Here is a 17,365-nt window from a genome sequence, read left to right as displayed (position 1 = left end):
ACCATGGCCGGGCTGGCTGTGGTAGGCGTGATCCCATGGGATCAGCGTGACTTCACGTCTTTTGAATTAATGGAAGAGGTGACTAAAAAACTGGAAGTGATTCCGGATGTCACTGCGTTTGGCGTAATGCGAAGCGGCATCAGTGGCGGGACAGGGCGTCCGGTCCAGTTTGTGTTGCAGGGCGACACCTACGAAAACCTGGTGGCCTGGCGTGACATCGTCATGGATAAAGCCAGAGACAATCCGGGACTGGTACGCCTGGATTCCGATTACAAAGATACCTCTCCGCAGCTACTGGTTAATATAGACCGTGACCGCGCAGCCGATTTAGGGGTGTCGATATCTGATATCGGCCGCACGCTGGAAGTGATGCTGGGACAACGCCGTGTATCTACTTACCTGGACAGAGGCGAAGAATACTATGTCATCATGGAAGGGATAGAATCGGATTACCGCAGCCCCAGCAGCATTGATAATCTGTATGTCCGTTCACAACGCACCGGTCAGCTTATTCCCATGGATAACCTGCTGAAAGTGGATGAGCAGGCTACTTCGGCACTGCTGAACCGTTACAACCGCATGCGTGCTATTACTATTGAAGCGAACCTGGCAGAAGGTTATACCCTCGGGGAAGCGCTGGCGTATCTGGAAAACATCGTTGCGACAGAACTGCCTGATGCTGTGTCCATTGACTACAAAGGTGAGTCCCAGCTTTATCATGAAGCCGGTAACTCATTTATCTTCGTCTTCATTCTGGCACTGGCGGTGACCTACCTCATTCTTGCAGCCCAGTTTGAAAGCTGGGTGCATCCGCTGGTTATCATGCTTACCGTTCCACTGGCACTGGTCGGGGCGTTTATCGGCTTGTATGTGGCAGGCATGACCATGAATATCTACAGCCAGATCGGGCTGGTGATGTTGATTGGCCTGGCGGCGAAGAACGGTATTCTTATTGTTGAGTTTGCCAATCAGTTACGGGACGCCGGTGTTGAATTTGAAGAGGCGCTGAAACGTGCTGCAGCCCAGCGCTTACGCCCGATTGTAATGACGGGCTTCACTACAGTATTCAGTTCGCTGCCGCTGGTACTGGCAACAGGACCGGGATCTGAAAGCCGGATGGTGATTGGTATGGTGATATTTGCCGGCGTAATCGTATCGGCCTTTATGACTTTGTTTATTGTGCCCACAGCCTATGCCGCATTTGCCCGCAATACCGGGTCACCGGAAGCCCGGGAAAAAGCACTGACAGAGCAGGATGCTGCTATTCCATACCGCAAAGGGGAGTTGGAATAACCGGTGAGTAAACAACAAATGGCCTGCCTGACGCAGGCCATTTTTTTATCCGCGGAAGACTATTTCAGCAACCAGACATTTTCCTGTGCCGGCACTTTGCCTTTTAGGTTGATTTCCTTACCCTGCAGCAAAGTTAAGCTGTAGTGGTCGATGTAATGTTGTTCTACTTCGTTGCTGATCACTGAGAACGGCGGGCCATCAAGCTTTTGCTGGTCGTAATCAAAGGTCACCAGTAACTGGGGAGCCGTATTGGTAATTTCGCGAAGATGAGCGGCATAGCGGACACGCATTTCAAACGGTAAGGCTACCAGTGCGGCACGGTCGTAGATGGCGTCTACTTTGCCTAGCATGTCAGCCGTAAGATCAAAAATGTCGCCGCCGAAAAGGGTGAAATTGGGAACGTCGTAGCGGGTTACGCCATTCAGCTTTTCGGAATCAGGAATAATATTTAACTTATCGAATAACTGAATGATCGCCAGATGGCTTAATTCCGCTGCCACTACTTCATAACCCTTCGACAAGAGCCAGGGAATATCCAGTGTTTTGCCGCATAAAGGCACAAAGATACGACTGCCCGGGGCCAGCGACAGCTGGTCAATATTGGCAGTCAGGTTCGGGTTCGCTTCAGGCTCATGAAATCCGGTTTCATTGTTTTGCCACTTTAACATCCAGAATTGCGGATCCATACATTCCCCTAAAGAAGATAAAAAAGCAGGTTATCCTAACCAGTCCGGCAGGTAAATCACAGTCAGCACTAAAAAACCGGACCAGGCGGCCAGGATGACGGCAGCGCGGTAGCTTATACCCCGCACCGAAGGCAGCTTATGTGCCGCATCGTTAGGTAAAAAGCGGGATAACACAAAGGCTGAAGACAAGGTAATCACAAAACCAATCAGGTTCCACCAGAACCAGAATAACGGGTTGCCGCTCAGCCACAGATACACGTTTGCCGCTACACCGGCCAGCAATCCGGCATTAGCGGCAGCGGGAGACACCTTGCGGCTGTGAATACCCGCCAGGAATGTGGCCAGCACCGGACCGTAAAAAACTGAACCGATTTTATTAATGGCCTCAATTACCGTGGGAGCAATGTTACCGGCATACAAAGACAGCACCAGAGTGATCAGTCCCCACACAATACCGGCAAGGCGAGCCCGTTTCAGATAGGTCTCATCATCGGGTTTGGCACCGGTGATTCGGCAAATGTCTTCTGTGGTCACCGCAGCCAGACTGTTAATGGCAGAACTGAGCGACGACATAGCCGCAGCCAGAATGGCGACCACCAGAATGCCGACAATGCCAGCAGGAAGATAGTTAATAATAAAGACAGGCATCATCCAGTCAGGTTCGCCTTCCGGGATTTGCGCCTGTAATGCCGGCGTTGCTATGACAAGAGCCCCGATCACCAGGCCCGCAGCACAATACAGCAATGTGACGGGAAAACGCAGAAAGGCTACAGTCAGCATCATTTTCTTTAAATCTTTTATGCTGTGGCTGGACAACGCCCGCTGGGCTTCAGACTGATCACACCCGTAATACGAGGCATACAGCACAAGACCGCCAAACAGCATGGGCAGTATACCGAAATCGCTGCCATTTAATCCGGCTGTGCTGGTATTGGCTGCCTGCAGACGTTCCGGCGGAATGATTTCAAATACTTTGTCCCAGCCTCCGGCAGCGTCCAGACCCGCCCACAGACATAAAGCTGCGCCGGCAACGATGAGAATCATCTGAACGGCATCACCGTAAACGACCGCTTTCATACCGCCCATTGCTGAGTAAATCAGTGTGATCACCCCGATAACCAGAATAGCGTGGAACTGGTTCAGTCCCATGGTGCCTTGTAGTATCAGGCTGATAGCGTAGATCATAATGGCAGTGGCGAAGGAACGGCTGATCTGAAAGACGAAGCTGATCAGCAAACGGGTAGAGCGGGAGAAACGCTGTTCAAGATAGTCATAGACACTTACCACACCGGCGTTGTGTAAGGTGGGCAACAAGCGCCAGAGCATAACAATTACCGCCAGCGGCAAAGCCAGTTCGTAGCTCAGCCAGATGAGACCGCCACCTTCACGGAGTCCGACAAATGCGGGGGCGGAAATGAAGCTGATTGCGGATAGCTGGGTTGCCATGACAGAGAGTGTCAGTGTGGGCCAGGCCAGTGAGCGCCCGCCGAGAAAGTATTCCTGCCCGGAATGCTGATGCCTGAACCTGAGTCCTAAAAACAATAATCCCAGTAAATAAATACCTACAATGGAATAGTCCAGCCACGTCATTCCTTTCTCCTGAATTTGCTTCCGCTGCCTGCGCGTAATGAGGTAACACGTTGAATATAAAGGGGGCAGAGTGTTGATGATATTTCAACCATATCACACTGTCAGAAAGAGTTAAGCGCAGAATATATACAGATAAGAGAAAGGAAACGTTCAGACCGGCGGGAATAAAAAAGGGCAGCCGCAGCTGCCCCTGTATTTTTGACGCTGTAGTTAAGCCGTCAGCTTAGCCGCAGCCGCTTTTAATTCAGTCGCGATTGTGTCGTCTTTTACTTCACCGGTTTCCATATCGAAAACATCGTAGAAGTTAGCCACAGATACCGATGCTTTTACGTTTCCGCCGAAGAAGCCTGCAGAACCTGTTGCCGCTGCCAGTACAGACTTCGCGCCGCCGGGACCCGGAGAAGATGACAGATAAACGGCTGGTTTGTCGCCATATACCGCGCGGTTGATACGGGTTGCCCAGTCAAACAGGTTTTTAAACGCTGCCGGGTAGTGACCATTGTGCTCAGCAAATGAGATAACCAGGGCATCAGCGCCGGCGATGTCATCTAAAAACTTCTGTGCGCCTTCAGCCTGACCGATCTCTTTTTCTTTATCTTCACTGAACATAGGAACATCATAATCGTTGATGTCCAGAACGGTAACATCAGCACCTTCTACCAGCTTTGCCGTGTAGGTTGCTAACGCCTTATTAATTGAGTTTTTGCTTGTACTTGCACCAAATGCAACAACTTTCATAACTGAATCCTTTTTGAGTTTTTCGTTATCAATACAATACGATTTTTATCGTAAATGGATAAGTGCTAAATACAAAATGGTTCGTTCGATTTTATGAAATGAACGTTTTTAGCCAAAATAGCTTGTTGCATATTGTGCCAACGGAATTTAAATTCAGTCCGGATATTGTATGATGCTGAGTACGCTGCCAGCAGAGTCTGAATATTACCAGCGTCGTCAACTACATGTAGGATAGTGAATGTCTTCAGTGCCAGCAGGTCCTTTAATACCTGCGCAAAAACGTGCCACCCGGATTGCTTTTTTCAGCGCAGGATTCATTACTGCAGCCTGGGCGGCCATCATTCCATTTATTAAGATAAACCTCGCCATTGGTGACGGTACCATGGGACTGATGCTGTTATGTCTGGGCGCAGGAGCGTTAGTTGGCATGCCTCTGGCCGGTAAATTCTCATCTCAGCTTGGCTGCAAGCCTGTGCTGGTGGCTTCTATGTCATGCTTCTCACTGCTTTATCCGGCACTGATCTGGCTCGACTCCGTTACCTTGCTGGCTTTTTTTCTTGTGATCTTCGGGTTGTGCGTAGGCACCACCGATTGTGCGATGAATATTCAGGGCGTTGCAGTAGAAAAAGAAGCGGATAAGCCGCTGATGTCGGGTTTCCATGGCTTTTACAGTCTGGGAGGCATGAGCGGCGCAATTTTAATGACAGCGATTTTGTCTTCCGGTGTCCCGGTGGAGTTGACCAGTGCAGCCGGTGCGGTAATGTCAGTGGCCTTTTTGCTGGCTGGCATAAACGGATTCAGAACTGGCAAGTCTCAGGAACCGGCGGCATTTTTTGCCCTGCCAAAAGGTGTGGTAGTACTGATTGGTATCGTGTGTTCCATTGTGTTTCTGGCCGAAGGTACTGTGCTGGACTGGAGCGGCATTTATCTGACTGAATACCGTGACGTTAATCCTGAGAACGCCGGGTTGGGTGTCGCCTGTTTTTCTGTTGCCATGACGCTGGGACGACTGGCCGGGGATAAGATCACCAGTATACTGGGACCGAAAATGATGGTACTGGGAGGCGGCGGCATTGCAATTGCAGGTTTTGCATTATCACTTCTGGTGCCGCTTTCAGTGGCAGCGCTTACCGGATATGTCCTGATTGGTCTCGGGTGTTCCAATATTGTGCCCATCATGTTTTCGGCCACGGGTAAGCAAAAAATCATGAGCGAAGCGTCTGCGGTAACAGCCGTATCAACACTGGGCTATGTGGGTGTTCTGGCCGGGCCTGCTCTGGTGGGCTTCGGGGCACAGGTTTACGGCCTGCCTGCGGCACTGGGTGTGATTGCTGTGTTACTTTGTATCGCTACTGCTCTGGCCGGAAGAGTCAGGGTATAGGTGTTACTGTTGCCTGAGGCTGTTGGTATCGATCACCCGGTCACAGAGCTTTTCCAGTTGTTGCCGGTCGTGGCTGATAAAGAGCAGCGTACATTGCCGCTCACGGCAGCTTGATACCAGTAACCGAGAGACCACTTCACTGGTTATGGGGTCCAGCCGGGAGGCGGGTTCATCGGCGACCAGGAAGGCTGGTTTCAATAGCAGCGCCCGCAGCAGGGCGACCCGCTGTAATTCGCCTCCGCTGATCATGCCTGCGTGCCGTTGCAGTAACTGACGGGAAAGCCCGAGTTCATTAATCAGCGGGTCAAGTTCACTGTCGTCGAGTTGGTGGAGGCGGATAACATCGTCCAGAAGCTGAATAACAGGCACGTTTTTAGCGAAAGCATTGGGCGGATCCTGATAGATTTTCAGCATGTTGTGACGGGCCAGTGGCTCTGCAATGTGTCGCTTACCGTCTGCCGGAAGTAATCCCAGAAGTACATTTCCCAAGGTGGATTTTCCGCTGCCACTGTCACCGGTTAAGCCGACAATTTCCCCTTTCCCTAATGCCAGGCTGACATTATCAAATATAACGTCGGTGCCACGTCTTATCGCGCAGTCCTGCAACGTGATCAGTGGAGCAAAACTCCTTTTCTTAGTGCTTAGTGGAGTCCAGTTTTCCGGTAAGGCATTGAGCAGGGTTTGTCCGTAAGTGGAGCGCGGAGTATTCAGCACGCGGCCCGCTGCACCGGTTTCCAAAACCTTACCTTTCTGCATTATGATGACTTTACCGCCAAGCAGCTTTGCAAGGCTCATATCATGGGTGATTGTGAGCAGGGTACCCGTTTTAGCGAACTGACGAAGCTCTTCACCCAGAACCGCTTTGTGATGATTATCCAGCCCTTTCGTCGGCTCATCGGCAATCATGATTCCGGCAGATGTTGACGCAACACAGGTATAAGCGGCCCGCTGCGCCATACCGCCTGATAGTTGGGACGGTATTTTATCTGCTGCCTGAGTCAGTCCGGTGCGTCCGAGTGCCACGTCAGCGGATGTCTGAGCATTGTCGCCGCTGAGATTTCTGATAAATCTGAATACTTCGCCAACCTGCTGCCGGAGTTTCATCAGGGGGCTCAAGGCTTTTACCGGTTCCTGTGGCAACATGACAATGGTTCGCCCCCACAGTGAAGACGGTGATTGCGTCGCATGCGCCTGCAACATGTCATGTCCGGCGGTGAGCACTTTTCCTGTGGCCTGAAGATTCCGCGGTAAATCTCCCATGATGGTGTGAGCCAGCAAGCTTTTTCCTGAGCCGGTTTCTCCGATAATCGTTACCGGCTCGCCGGGGCTGACGGTGAAACTCTGGTTGTCTACCAGTGTGCCTTCTGAAGAGACGATGGTCAGATTTTCTATTTGAAGCACAGCATTCATGACTGTTTACCTGCCAGAAGCTGGAAAGCAAAAACCATTAAAAACAGTGCTGCGATGGGCTCCATTAACAGCCAGGGCGCTTTGTAGTAATACGGAAATAATTCCACAATCATCAGGCCGAGTTCCGGCGTGGGGGGCTTGAGGCCGACGTACACAAATCCTGTTGATGACATAGCAATGACCGATGTCGCTGCACCGAAGGCGGAAAGAGAATACACATCGGCTGCAATGGCAGGCCAGATATGACGTTTTAACAGATACCACTTTCCGAAGCCGAGCAATGCTGATGACTCCAGCTCTTCTCCCTGTACAACCGGCAGGGTAATGGCTCTGACGAGCCTGAAAAACTCTACCCACAGTACCAGCGATATGGCGATGTAGATCATCAAAAATGAACCGGGCACAATTGCAGCAAAAACGAGGATCAGAACCAGCCCGGGCAGTGCCAGAATCGTGTTGGCCAGGAAATTCAGACCTGTATCCAGCCAGCGCCGGTACCAGGCAGCGGCCAGACCGCAGGCTACACCGCTTACTGCTGCGCTGAATACGCAGATTATCGCCAGCGCAAATGAAATCCGCATTCCGCCGCTCAGACGGGCAAGCATGTCGCGGCCAAAATGATCAGTACCTAGCAGGTGTTCTGCGCCCGGCGCGGCGAATGCATGATGCAAATCCTGTGTATCAGGATCGGTGCCGGCAAGTGGTGCACAAAAGGCAAAGACAGCGAGGCATAACAGAATTACCATGCCAGCCCGTTGCTGCATGGTCAGCCTGTGAAAAACAGACATCAATTGTCCGGCCTCGTTCTTGGATCAAGGTAGTGCTGGCTGATATCCACAAGTGTGTTAATCGCCACAAACAACATACCCATGACCAGCGCTGTACCTTGTAACATGGGTATGTCTCTGGCAAAAACAGCGTGCGACAAACCATGGCCTATACCCGGCCAGGCAAACAGACTTTCCACCATGATAACCCCTTCAATCAGGCCGATGAGCTGAATACCCATAAAAGCCAGGCCGGGTACGATGACGTTTGGTATTACATGGCGGGTGAAGGCTTGTGCATAGCTCAGTCCCTTGGTGCGGGCAAAATGAAAGTAAGCACTGTTAACGGCCTGGCGGGTACTGTTGCGGACGACCCGGTTAGACACTGCTGCCAGACTGAGTGCTAAAGTCAGTACCGGAAGTACAGCGTACTCAGCGCCGCCGAATCCGGCCACAGGAAACCAGTTCAGCTCCATGGCAAAAATAAAAATGAGTAACAGTCCCAGACAAAATACCGGCTGAGAGCGGATAAATGTTGATGTGATGAGTGAAGCCCTGTCTGACACAGTTTCAGCTTTTGCACCACACAACAGCCCCACAGGAAAGGCAATGAGCGCTGCTGCAAGAATAGCCCAGAACGCCAGCACCAGAGTAAAGCTCATTTGGTTTTGCAACTCATGCACAACCGGTGCGCCGGTCACCAGGCTTGTACCCAGGTCTCCGGTAATCAAATCTCCCAGCCACACCAGATATTGCTGAAAAGCAGGCCGGTCAAGTCCTAGTTCGGCGTTCACCGCATTGGCTGCAGCGGTGCTGACTGCATCATCGCCATAGCGTCCGGTTGCAATTTTATAGGCCATATCCCCCGGCAGCAGGCGGGTAAGGATGAACGTGAGTGTGCCCACGCTCCACGCCATCAAAAGGCACTGACTAAGTCTGGAGAGTAGTATTTTCAGCATTTATTTACTCTGAAAGCGCATCTGGTCGATTCTGAACGAACGCTCATAGGGGTCGAAACTGAAATTTCTGACCCGTGAAGATGTGGCGGATTGCTGAACATAAAATGCCACCGGGATAAGCGGCATATCTTCGTTAAGCGTGCTGATAAGTTCTTTTTGCAATACATAGTAGTTGTCATCCGGTTTGCCGGACGCCAATTGATTAACGATGGAAAATACCCGTTCATTGCTCCAGTTCATGGGGCCCCATTCTCCGCCTTCAACCGAGGTGAAGTCGGCCAGTAAGATGCCCAGAGGGTCCGGAATATTGGCGAAGTTGCGCGCCAGCAAAGCCGTTTCCAGTGTGCCGTCGCTGTGACCTGAAGGTATGGCGCTGGCATTCTCCATATGCACTGCCAGTTCAACACCAGCCTCCCGCCACTGAGCCTGTATCGCCGTGGCAATGGTGATAAGTTCCGGCCGGTTTGCGTAGGTAATCATCGATAAAGACAGCGGCTTACCGTCACGGTAGCGGATACCGTCATCACGAAGTTCCCAGCCTGCTTCATCAAGCAACGCGTTTGCTTTTTCAATATTTGTAGCAAGAGGGGGTAAAGAAGCATCATGCCAGGTGCCCATGGATGGCCCGAACAGTTGATTAGCTTCAGCACCTTTAACATGAAGAATACCTTCTGCGATGGCCTGACGGTCAATGGCCAGACTCAGTGCCTGCCTTACCCGCACATCGCTGAGCTTTTCGTTTCCGCTGTTAAGCTTGACCAGAGTCGTTCTGGGGATAAAACGGGTGTGCACATTTACATCCGGATCCTGTTTCAGCATCTCTGTTGCCGGCGGATCGAGATTAAAAACAATATCTGCCTGGCCCGTTCTTACCATGAGGGCACGGGTTTCTGACCTGTGTCCGGTTACATAGTCAACGGACTCAATGGTTGCAGGGCCATTGCGATATTTTTCAAAACGCTTCGCTTTAATGTTGTGGGGCGGTATGAAATCAGTAATTTCATAAGGACCCGTACCAATCAGTGCCTTCATCCGGTTAAATTTACCAAATGAGGCGGGCGATAATATTGCTGTCGTGTAGTTGGAAAGCAGGGACGGAAAAGGACGGTAAGGCGATTTAAGTGTAAAACTCACCGTCAGCGGGTCAACGATTTCAATGTTGGTGACGATATCGACCGGAAAGGGAGCCGGTTTTCCCAGCGCCACGGCAAGACTCTTTCGCACTGACTCTGCGTCCATCAATGTGCCGTCGTGGAATGTTACGCCGGGTCTGAGATTAAATGTCCAGCGGGTCAAATCTGCATTGCTTTTCCAGGAAGTTGCCAGACCCGGTATCAGGTTCCCATCATTATCCACGTCTACCAGTGTTTCTATAATTTGCATCCGGGTAAACATATAACCAGCGGAAGCCGGGTCCAGGTTGACCGGCTCAAAGGGGCCGCTGATATGTAAAGTCGTGTCTTTCGGCGCAGGTGTACAGGCCAGAATCAATGAACTTAATAAGAATAGAAAAATAATTTGTCGCGGCGCAGTCAACGTGATTTCCGGTTTAGTCAGGCTGGAGTATTAGTATTTATATGCAGTATATAAATAGTCTGCTAACGAATTCCATGTTTTACGTCAACTGACAACATTCAGGAGATTAGCAGGATTACCCCGGGGGCGGGGTGAACGGATGATGCTCTGACTTACGAATTCTGCCTTTACGTTTCCCGCAAAAGTATTTTGTCATTATTACTGTTTTTGTTATTCAGACTATCCCTCACACTGCGCTTCATTTTTCTGCGACTGAACCTGCTTAATCTGAATTCAGTCGTAAATCGTAAAGATTGAGTATTTTCATCCCAATACTCATTTCATAGAACATGAAGGAGCAATTTATGGAATCCCATTCATCCATGCCTCAGTTAGGCGCGGGTACTTTCCGGTTAAAAGACGACGTGGCATACAACAGTGTGAAAGATGCACTGGAAGTCGGCTACCGTCATATCGACACTGCACAAATTTATGAAAATGAAGAAGCGGTAGGCCGTGCATTGAAAGACAGCGGTATTAACAGAGACGAATTATTTGTCACTACCAAAGTGTGGAATAACAAGCTGAACAGCAAGGACTTTCTGCCCAGTGTTAAGGAAAGTCTGGAGAAATTACAGCTCAGTTATGTTGATCTGCTGCTGATCCACTGGCCTTCCCCTGAGAACGGCGAGTCCATGGAAGAGTATCTGGGTGAACTGGCGAAAGCGAAAGCGCAGGGCCTGACCAGACATATCGGGGTATCTAACTTTACTATTGCCCACCTGGAAGAAGCGCAGCAGATTTTAGGAAAAGGGGAAATTTTTACCAATCAGGTAGAGGTACACCCGCATTTAACTAACGACAAGTTGCGTGCATACTGTACGGTTAATGATATTCATATCACAGGATATATGCCGTTTGCTGTGGGCAAAGTGTTGAAAGACGAAACGGTGATACAAATTGCTGAGAAGTATGAAGTGTCACCCGCCGAAGTAGTGATTGCATGGGAACTGGGGCACGGTCTGGCGACCATCCCGTCATCGACTAAGCGGGAAAATCTGGCGACAAACCTTAAAGGGGCATCGCTGACTCTCGCTATCGAAGACATGGATGCCATCGACAAATTAAACCGCAATGAGCGTGAAGCGACGCCGGACTTTTCACCTGAGTGGGATTAATCCCTGACAAAAAAGGAACTGATGATGACTGTATGTGTAATTGCCACCGCAAGGACATCGCTGAGTGATGCAGCGAAAGTGACCGCGTTGTTTGAAACGTTGCAGGAACATTCACGAAAGGAAGAAGGCTGTATTCAGTATGATCTTGGGTTACGTGAAGTTGACGAAGAAGTGGAAGTGCTGGTGATGGAGCAGTGGACGTCTCAGGCGGCGCTGGACGACCATATGACTTTGCCTCATTTCACTGCATTTCAGGAAGTGTCGGAAGGCCTGATTAAAGACGTCACAATGCACGTATATTCGTTGCACTCATAAGGTAGATTAGTTGTACTAGCTTAGGCTTAGGCCTGTCTTACAAAAGACAGGCCTTCTTGAGGTTGGAAAATTTCCTATAATTATTCAACTTTTACTTTTTCAACCAGAAAATCGATAAATGCCCTGATTCTGACTGGCAGTATGCCCGTATGGCCGACATAAACGGCTTGAACCTCTTCGGAGTAACTGTGGGCTTCTTTCTCCATAATTAAAACGAGGTCGCCTTTCGCGATGTCGTTTTTGACCTGGAAATATGCCAGCCGTGCGATACCTGAGCCGGACAGAACTAGTTGACGTAAAGCATCACCATCACTGACTCTTATAGTACCTGCTGGCATGATTGTACTTTCAAATCCTCCTGTGTTAAGAGGCCATGCCCGGTGTGACTGACGGAATGTAAAACCTAAAAGGTTATGATGTCGCAAGTCTCCGGCAGATTCAGGAGTGCCATGTTTTGCTATATAAGACGGTGCAGCCACGATGACCATCCGTGCTTTTCCTAATTTTCGGGAAACCAGACTTGAATCACTCAAAGAACCAGAGCGAATTGCGACATCTGCACTTTCTTCAAGCAAATTGACAACATGGTCACTGAGTTCAATATCTAGTGTTACCTCCGGATATTTCTCCTGAAACTCAGGAACGAGAGGCAATATGTAGTGTTTTCCGAACGGAATATTGCAGTTTACTCTTATTTTTCCTGTTGGTCGTTTCTGCAATCCGGCGAGTTGTTCTGCTTCGTTCAGATCCGACAGGATCCTCACGACCCGCTCGTAAAAGTCGCAACCTTCACTGGTGAGATGAATTGAACGGGTCGAACGGTTGAATAACCTGACTCCCAGTCGCTTTTCCAATTTTGCAACAGATCTGCTTACTGATGACGGGACAGTATCGAGCGCATTTGCTGCGGCTGTAAAGCCATTGTGCTCTACAACTTTTACAAAGGTCTCTAGTTCTGCTGTCCGGTTAAAATCGTGTTTAGCCATAACTAGTCTATTTGTGTCTTTAAAGCATAAGTGAAGTGCACTTATGCTTATTTTTAGCAGAATTGAAAGGAGGATAATAGCGCTTTATTCACTCACTTCAGGTATACAAATGAATTTTATATCCAAACTGGCAAAACGATATATATGCACTTTACTGACCTTCGTGTTTTTTACTTCGCCTGCATGTGCAGGTGGAAGCACAAGCGAGGGCTGGGTCACAAGTTGGGCGGCAAGTCCTCAAAAAGTATGGGAAAAAAATTTCGTTTTCCCGACAAATATCCCTGAGGAAATTCATGATCTTACAATCCGGCAAGTCGTCAAAATTAGTCTTGGGGGGGATCATTTCCGTCTCGAACTATCGAACGACTTCGGCACATCGTCTTTTAAAGTGCAGGATATTACCGTAGCAATCCGACATTCAGAGGATGTTAAGAAAGGATTCAGAAATATAGCTGTAGTGACTTTCGGTGGAAAAAGAAAGGCAACTGTAAGGCCCGGAGCAACGTTGGTAAGTGACGCTGTATCTCTGGACATTCCGGATTTGTCAGAAGTGGTCGTATCTATGTATTTTCCGGAACACGTAATACCGGAAACGTTTCACTGGGATGGACGACAAACCAGTTTTGTGGCTGAAGGTAAGCATTCACTGGTTGATGATATTATGGGGGAAGTTAGCGAATCAACGGCTCGATTTTATCTTAGCGCTTTTCATATCAACAGGCCTGAGGGGCGCACCATCGCTGTGATCGGCGATTCCATCACGGACGGGGCGACAGCCAGCCTGGACAAAAATACCCGGTGGACAGATTTTTTAGCTCATCGTCTGTATACCCAAAATATTGCTGTGATAAATGCAGGTATTTCCGGTGCAAGATTGCTTAGCGATGGTATGGGGGGGAATGCTCTGAGCAGGTTCAGCAGAGATGTGTTATCTAAACCCGGCGTTGATCGTGTCATTGTGCTTTTAGGGATTAATGATATTGCCTGGCCGGGTACTCTTTTCGCTCCGGATAGCTTAATTCCGCCTCTTGAAGCATTGCAAGACGGCTTTTCTCAATTGGTGCAACAGGCACATCTGCGGGGGATTAAAGTAACCGGTGCAACTTTACCTCCTTTTAAAGGTGCTCTGGAAGGCACGCCACTTGAAGGATATTACAACGAGGACAAGGAGCGGCGAAGACAGGCGTTGAATCAGTGGATTAGAAATAGTGGTGCTTTCGATAGCATCATCGATTTTGATAAAGTGCTTCAATCGCCGGATGATCCAAAAAGGATGGCAACCGGGTATGATTCCGGCGATCACCTTCACCCCGGAGATAGAGGTAATGAAGCGATGGCAGAGGCAATTCCTTTAACCAGCCTGCTTTAAAAAGCTCAGAACAGTCGAATTGGAGTCATTCCCGATATAAAAGACGCCCTGTTAAGAAAAGGGCGTCTTAATTTACTATTTTGACATACCCCACAAAAACGTATCGGGTTGCCACATTTTGCCGTTGTCGAAACAGAAGCCGTTTTCTCTGTCCTGCGCAATGAGGATAGGGCCATCCAAATCCACAAAGTCAGCGCCGTCACACAGCAAGTAAGCCGGCGCCATTGCCAGCGACGTGCCAACCATACAGCCTACCATGACTGAGAAATCCATTGCTCTTGCGGCTTTGTACAGAGCGGCAGCTTCGGTGAGACCGCCGGTTTTATCTAACTTGATGTTGATGCTCTGATAGCGTTTACGCAATACGTCCAGCCCGGCTGACGTATGGCAGGACTCGTCGGCGCAAAGTGGAATTGGGCATTCATAATGCTCAAGCACTTCATCGTTCGCTGCCGGTACGGGTTGCTCAATGAGTACAACATTGCAGGCTTTCAGCGGCTCAGCCACGGCTTTCAAGTCTTCGATGGTCCAGCCTTCGTTAGCATCTACAATCAGCCGGCTTTCCGGCGTGACTTCGTGAATAGCGCGGATCTTGTCAACAACGGCATCGGGGTCCAGCTTCACTTTGATTATTGGCGCGCCTTTGAGTTTACGCGCAGACGCCTGCATATTTTCGACAGTATCCACACTGATAGTTTGTGCGGTAAAGCAATGTGGCGTAACGGGTAAATCAAGCAGTTCAGACACCGGTTTGCCGGTTACTTTGGCGGTTAAGTCCCACAGGGCACAATCCAGCGCATTGCGGGCAGATCCGGCTGGCAGCAATTCCGGTAGTGCTGCATGATCTTCAAGGCTGACAATGCTGGCCCTGACCTTTTCTAACTGGGCTGTGACCGATTCGATGGACTCGCCGTATCTGCCATAGGGCACAGACTCGCCATATCCGGTATGCATGCCGTCACTCACTGACACGTGTATCACATCGGCTGCTGTTTTGGCTCCCCGGGAAATGCGAAACACCTGCGCCAGCGGAAAACGTTCGTGTTTAATTGTAATTGTTAATGCCATCAGAGGTTCCCGATAATTTCACTGACACCAAAACGTACCGGGTCGGTACACGGTAAGCCGAGCTTTGAAGCCGTTTCTTCACAATACGCTTTTGCTTCAGCTTCACTGACACTGGATGTGTTCACTGCAATGCCAACAACTTTTACGTCCGGATTCGTTAATCTGGCAGCATTTACAGTCATTTCGATGACAGCTTCCAGTGTTGGTTGGGGATAGTGAGGTAACCCCCGCATGTGTGACCGGTTCAGCGCATGGCAGATCACCAGTGCATCAGGTTGGGAGCCGTGCAGCAACCCTAAACTGACACCGGCAAAGGCCGGATGGGACAGGGAACCTTGTCCCTCGATAATATCCCAGTGGTCTTCGTCGTTGTCAGGGCTGAGTGTCTCCACTGCACCGGATATGAAGTCTGCTACCACACAGTCGATAGCGACGCCTTCTCCGGCAACCAGAATGCCGCTTTGCCCGGTAGCACGGAAAGTCGCTTTCTGACCGGCTTCTTCCAGCGCTCTGGTCAGACACAGTGAAGTATACATTTTGCCCACAGAGCAGTCGGTGCCAACTGTCAGCAGACGCTTGCCTGTACGTTTGATGCCTTTTCCTGTTTTGAAGCGGGCTGTGGGATGACGGATATCAATGAGCTGGCGGTCACAACGCTGCGCGGCTTCCACCACGGCTGGGATGCTGGTGAGTTTATCGTGCAGGCCGCTGACAACATGCATGCCGGCTTCAATGGCTTCTACGATTGTAGGAACCCACGCTTCATCAATAAAACCGCCGCTGTTTGCAAAGCCCAGCACGAAAGTGTTGGCGCCGGCATCGACCGCCTCATCGATAGTCATTGACGGGCAGCCGGTGGTGACCTCGCAACCCGGCAAACGGTATTCACCGATGCAGGCATCCGGGTTCCAGTCAGCCACGCTTTTTGCCATTTTTATGCTGAGCGGATCGGTGGCGTTGCCAATGAAAAGCAAATAAGGAGGAGTAAGTACCATAGTGCATCCTGAAAATTCTGAGAAAAAATCACTGTAAGGTCAGTGTGTTATTTCAGGCAGTGTAAAAGGCCGGAGAGCCGGTGATAAGTAGTAACTTTTGGTAAGGGTATAACGTCAGGTTATCCGCCCGATAGTGTCGGACAGTGTGTCGAGAAAACTTTCACACAGTTTGGATACCGGACGGCTGTCCAGAGAAAGCGCTTTTACGGTGAACGTCAGTGAAGGGGCGAACCGGGCGATACCGGTTTTTTCTGTCTGATTACCCTCAGCGGTCAGTCTGTCAACAATACAGCATCCGAGACCGGCATCAACCAGTCGCGCGGCGATGTAATAGGTATCCACCTGGATTTGTGTTTTAATATCCAGGCCGGACTGTTCAATGTGACGCCAGGCCATTTCTCCTAAAGGTCCGCTTTCCCAGATCCCGATAATATCCAGGTTTTGTAAATCACTGATGGTCAGTGTTTCCGGCGCTTCCCTGAAAGCTTGTCTGGGATACATCACTACCATTTCCTGTTCGCATAACGGACGTTCTGCCACACCGGGCAATTCGGGAGATGAAAACAGTACGGCGGCATCGCATTTGTGCGCCAGCAGGGTTTGCAGCGCTTCCTGGTTATGAACGGTTTTAATATTCAGGGCTACATCCGGATGTTGCCGGCGGAACATTGCCATGGTTTGGGGAAGTACGTTGAAACCCAGCGCAGGAGTAACAGCAATATTGATGATGCCACTGCGTCCCCGTTGAATATTATTGGCAAGCTGCTTAACCGTATTCAGTTGCTTATAAATTTTGCTGATTTCCGGAAACATCATTTCTGCTTCCGCTGTGGGCGTTAACTTGCCTTTGTTGCGGTGAAAAAGGTCGAAGCCAAGCTGTTGCTCAGCATGAGCCAGCACTTTAGACACCGATGGCTGAGACACATACAGTAAATTAGCAGCACCGGTAATGGAGCCGGTGGTGTAAATGGCATGAAATACTTCAATATGGCGTAAACGCATATCACTTTCCCTGGTTCAGCAAAGGCCTGAAAAACCATTTAATTAAATTCGCAGCGGGATGACAAGGTCACCAAGACAAAAAAACTCAGGAGGGGAGGCCGCGCAACAGCAAG

Annotated in this window: 16 protein-coding genes; 5 read left to right on the top strand and 11 right to left on the bottom strand. The window is 49.9% G+C overall.

Annotated features, from left to right (window positions below):
- Positions 1-1,293, top strand: a 1,293-nt coding sequence (locus AC4PME_RS07185) for an efflux RND transporter permease subunit (RefSeq protein ID WP_491529535.1), incomplete at its 5' end; no start/stop codon positions are given.
- A gap of 59 nt (positions 1,294-1,352) precedes the next feature.
- Here the strand turns inward: AC4PME_RS07185 and tmpT are convergent.
- The 3 genes from tmpT to AC4PME_RS07170 form a co-directional block, all read right to left on the bottom strand.
- Positions 1,353-1,979: a thiopurine S-methyltransferase gene (gene tmpT / locus AC4PME_RS07180; protein WP_491046043.1), complete on the bottom strand. Its 627-nt coding sequence runs from the start codon at positions 1,977-1,979 to the stop codon at positions 1,353-1,355.
- A gap of 30 nt (positions 1,980-2,009) precedes the next feature.
- A complete protein-coding gene (locus AC4PME_RS07175; protein ID WP_491046042.1) occupies positions 2,010-3,569 on the bottom strand; it encodes a sodium:solute symporter family transporter in 1,560 nt (519 codons plus the stop codon).
- 210 nt (positions 3,570-3,779) lie between these two features.
- A complete protein-coding gene (locus AC4PME_RS07170; RefSeq protein ID WP_491046041.1) occupies positions 3,780-4,307 on the bottom strand; it encodes an NADPH-dependent FMN reductase in 528 nt (175 codons plus the stop codon).
- A 238-nt stretch (positions 4,308-4,545) separates the two neighbouring features.
- On the opposite strand from AC4PME_RS07170, the gene AC4PME_RS07165 reads away from it, so the two are divergent.
- Positions 4,546-5,688, top strand: coding sequence for an MFS transporter (locus AC4PME_RS07165; protein ID WP_491046040.1), 1,143 nt, complete (start codon positions 4,546-4,548; stop codon positions 5,686-5,688).
- 3 nt (positions 5,689-5,691) lie between these two features.
- On the opposite strand, the gene AC4PME_RS07160 is transcribed toward AC4PME_RS07165, so the two are convergent.
- From AC4PME_RS07160 to AC4PME_RS07145, 4 genes are read right to left on the bottom strand one after another with little or no spacing between them, the layout of a single operon-like run.
- On the bottom strand, positions 5,692-7,098 hold the full coding sequence (locus tag AC4PME_RS07160; protein ID WP_491046039.1) for an ABC transporter ATP-binding protein: 1,407 nt from the start codon (positions 7,096-7,098) through the stop codon (positions 5,692-5,694).
- Positions 7,095-7,886, bottom strand: a complete 792-nt coding sequence (locus AC4PME_RS07155; RefSeq protein ID WP_491046038.1) for an ABC transporter permease — start codon at positions 7,884-7,886, stop codon at positions 7,095-7,097. Before AC4PME_RS07155 ends, AC4PME_RS07160 begins: the two co-directional genes overlap by 4 nt.
- The gene (locus AC4PME_RS07150; protein WP_491046037.1) at positions 7,886-8,824 is read right to left on the bottom strand and encodes an ABC transporter permease; all 939 of its coding nucleotides are present in this window, start codon (positions 8,822-8,824) and stop codon (positions 7,886-7,888) included. Before AC4PME_RS07150 ends, AC4PME_RS07155 begins: the two co-directional genes overlap by 1 nt.
- Positions 8,825-10,360 carry an ABC transporter substrate-binding protein gene (locus AC4PME_RS07145; protein ID WP_491046036.1) on the bottom strand — a complete coding sequence of 512 codons (1,536 nt, stop codon included), beginning with the start codon at positions 10,358-10,360 and terminating at the stop codon, positions 8,825-8,827.
- Between the two features lie 344 nt (positions 10,361-10,704).
- On the opposite strand from AC4PME_RS07145, the gene dkgB reads away from it, so the two are divergent.
- Both dkgB and AC4PME_RS07135 read left to right on the top strand, forming a co-directional pair.
- Positions 10,705-11,517 (top strand): 2,5-didehydrogluconate reductase DkgB, encoded by an 813-nt coding sequence (gene dkgB, locus AC4PME_RS07140; protein ID WP_491046035.1) that lies wholly within the window; start codon positions 10,705-10,707, stop codon positions 11,515-11,517.
- Between the two features lie 21 nt (positions 11,518-11,538).
- Positions 11,539-11,832 (top strand): putative quinol monooxygenase, encoded by a 294-nt coding sequence (locus AC4PME_RS07135; RefSeq protein ID WP_491226051.1) that lies wholly within the window; start codon positions 11,539-11,541, stop codon positions 11,830-11,832.
- Between the two features lie 80 nt (positions 11,833-11,912).
- Here the strand turns inward: AC4PME_RS07135 and AC4PME_RS07130 are convergent, their stop codons facing one another.
- The gene (locus AC4PME_RS07130; protein WP_491045123.1) at positions 11,913-12,818 is read right to left on the bottom strand and encodes a LysR family transcriptional regulator; all 906 of its coding nucleotides are present in this window, start codon (positions 12,816-12,818) and stop codon (positions 11,913-11,915) included.
- A gap of 109 nt (positions 12,819-12,927) precedes the next feature.
- On the opposite strand from AC4PME_RS07130, the gene AC4PME_RS07125 reads away from it, so the two are divergent.
- Positions 12,928-14,187: an SGNH/GDSL hydrolase family protein gene (locus AC4PME_RS07125; RefSeq protein ID WP_491045124.1), complete on the top strand. Its 1,260-nt coding sequence runs from the start codon at positions 12,928-12,930 to the stop codon at positions 14,185-14,187.
- A 75-nt stretch (positions 14,188-14,262) separates the two neighbouring features.
- On the opposite strand, the gene dgcA is transcribed toward AC4PME_RS07125, so the two are convergent.
- The 3 genes from dgcA to AC4PME_RS07110 all read right to left on the bottom strand — a co-directional run bounded on the left by dgcA (position 14,263) and on the right by AC4PME_RS07110 (position 17,252).
- Positions 14,263-15,255 carry an N-acetyl-D-Glu racemase DgcA gene (gene dgcA, locus AC4PME_RS07120; protein WP_491045125.1) on the bottom strand — a complete coding sequence of 331 codons (993 nt, stop codon included), beginning with the start codon at positions 15,253-15,255 and terminating at the stop codon, positions 14,263-14,265.
- The gene (dgcN, locus tag AC4PME_RS07115; RefSeq protein WP_491045126.1) at positions 15,255-16,250 is read right to left on the bottom strand and encodes an N-acetyltransferase DgcN; all 996 of its coding nucleotides are present in this window, start codon (positions 16,248-16,250) and stop codon (positions 15,255-15,257) included. Before dgcN ends, dgcA begins: the two co-directional genes overlap by 1 nt.
- Positions 16,251-16,364: 114 nt before the next feature.
- Positions 16,365-17,252, bottom strand: a complete 888-nt coding sequence (locus tag AC4PME_RS07110; RefSeq protein ID WP_491045127.1) for a LysR family transcriptional regulator — start codon at positions 17,250-17,252, stop codon at positions 16,365-16,367.
- Positions 17,253-17,365: the final 113 nt, after the last annotated feature.

The organism is Alteromonas sp., from assembly GCF_984505615.1.
The sequence above is the reverse complement of the archived record's forward strand: the minus strand, read 5'-3'. Positions and strand labels throughout refer to the sequence as shown.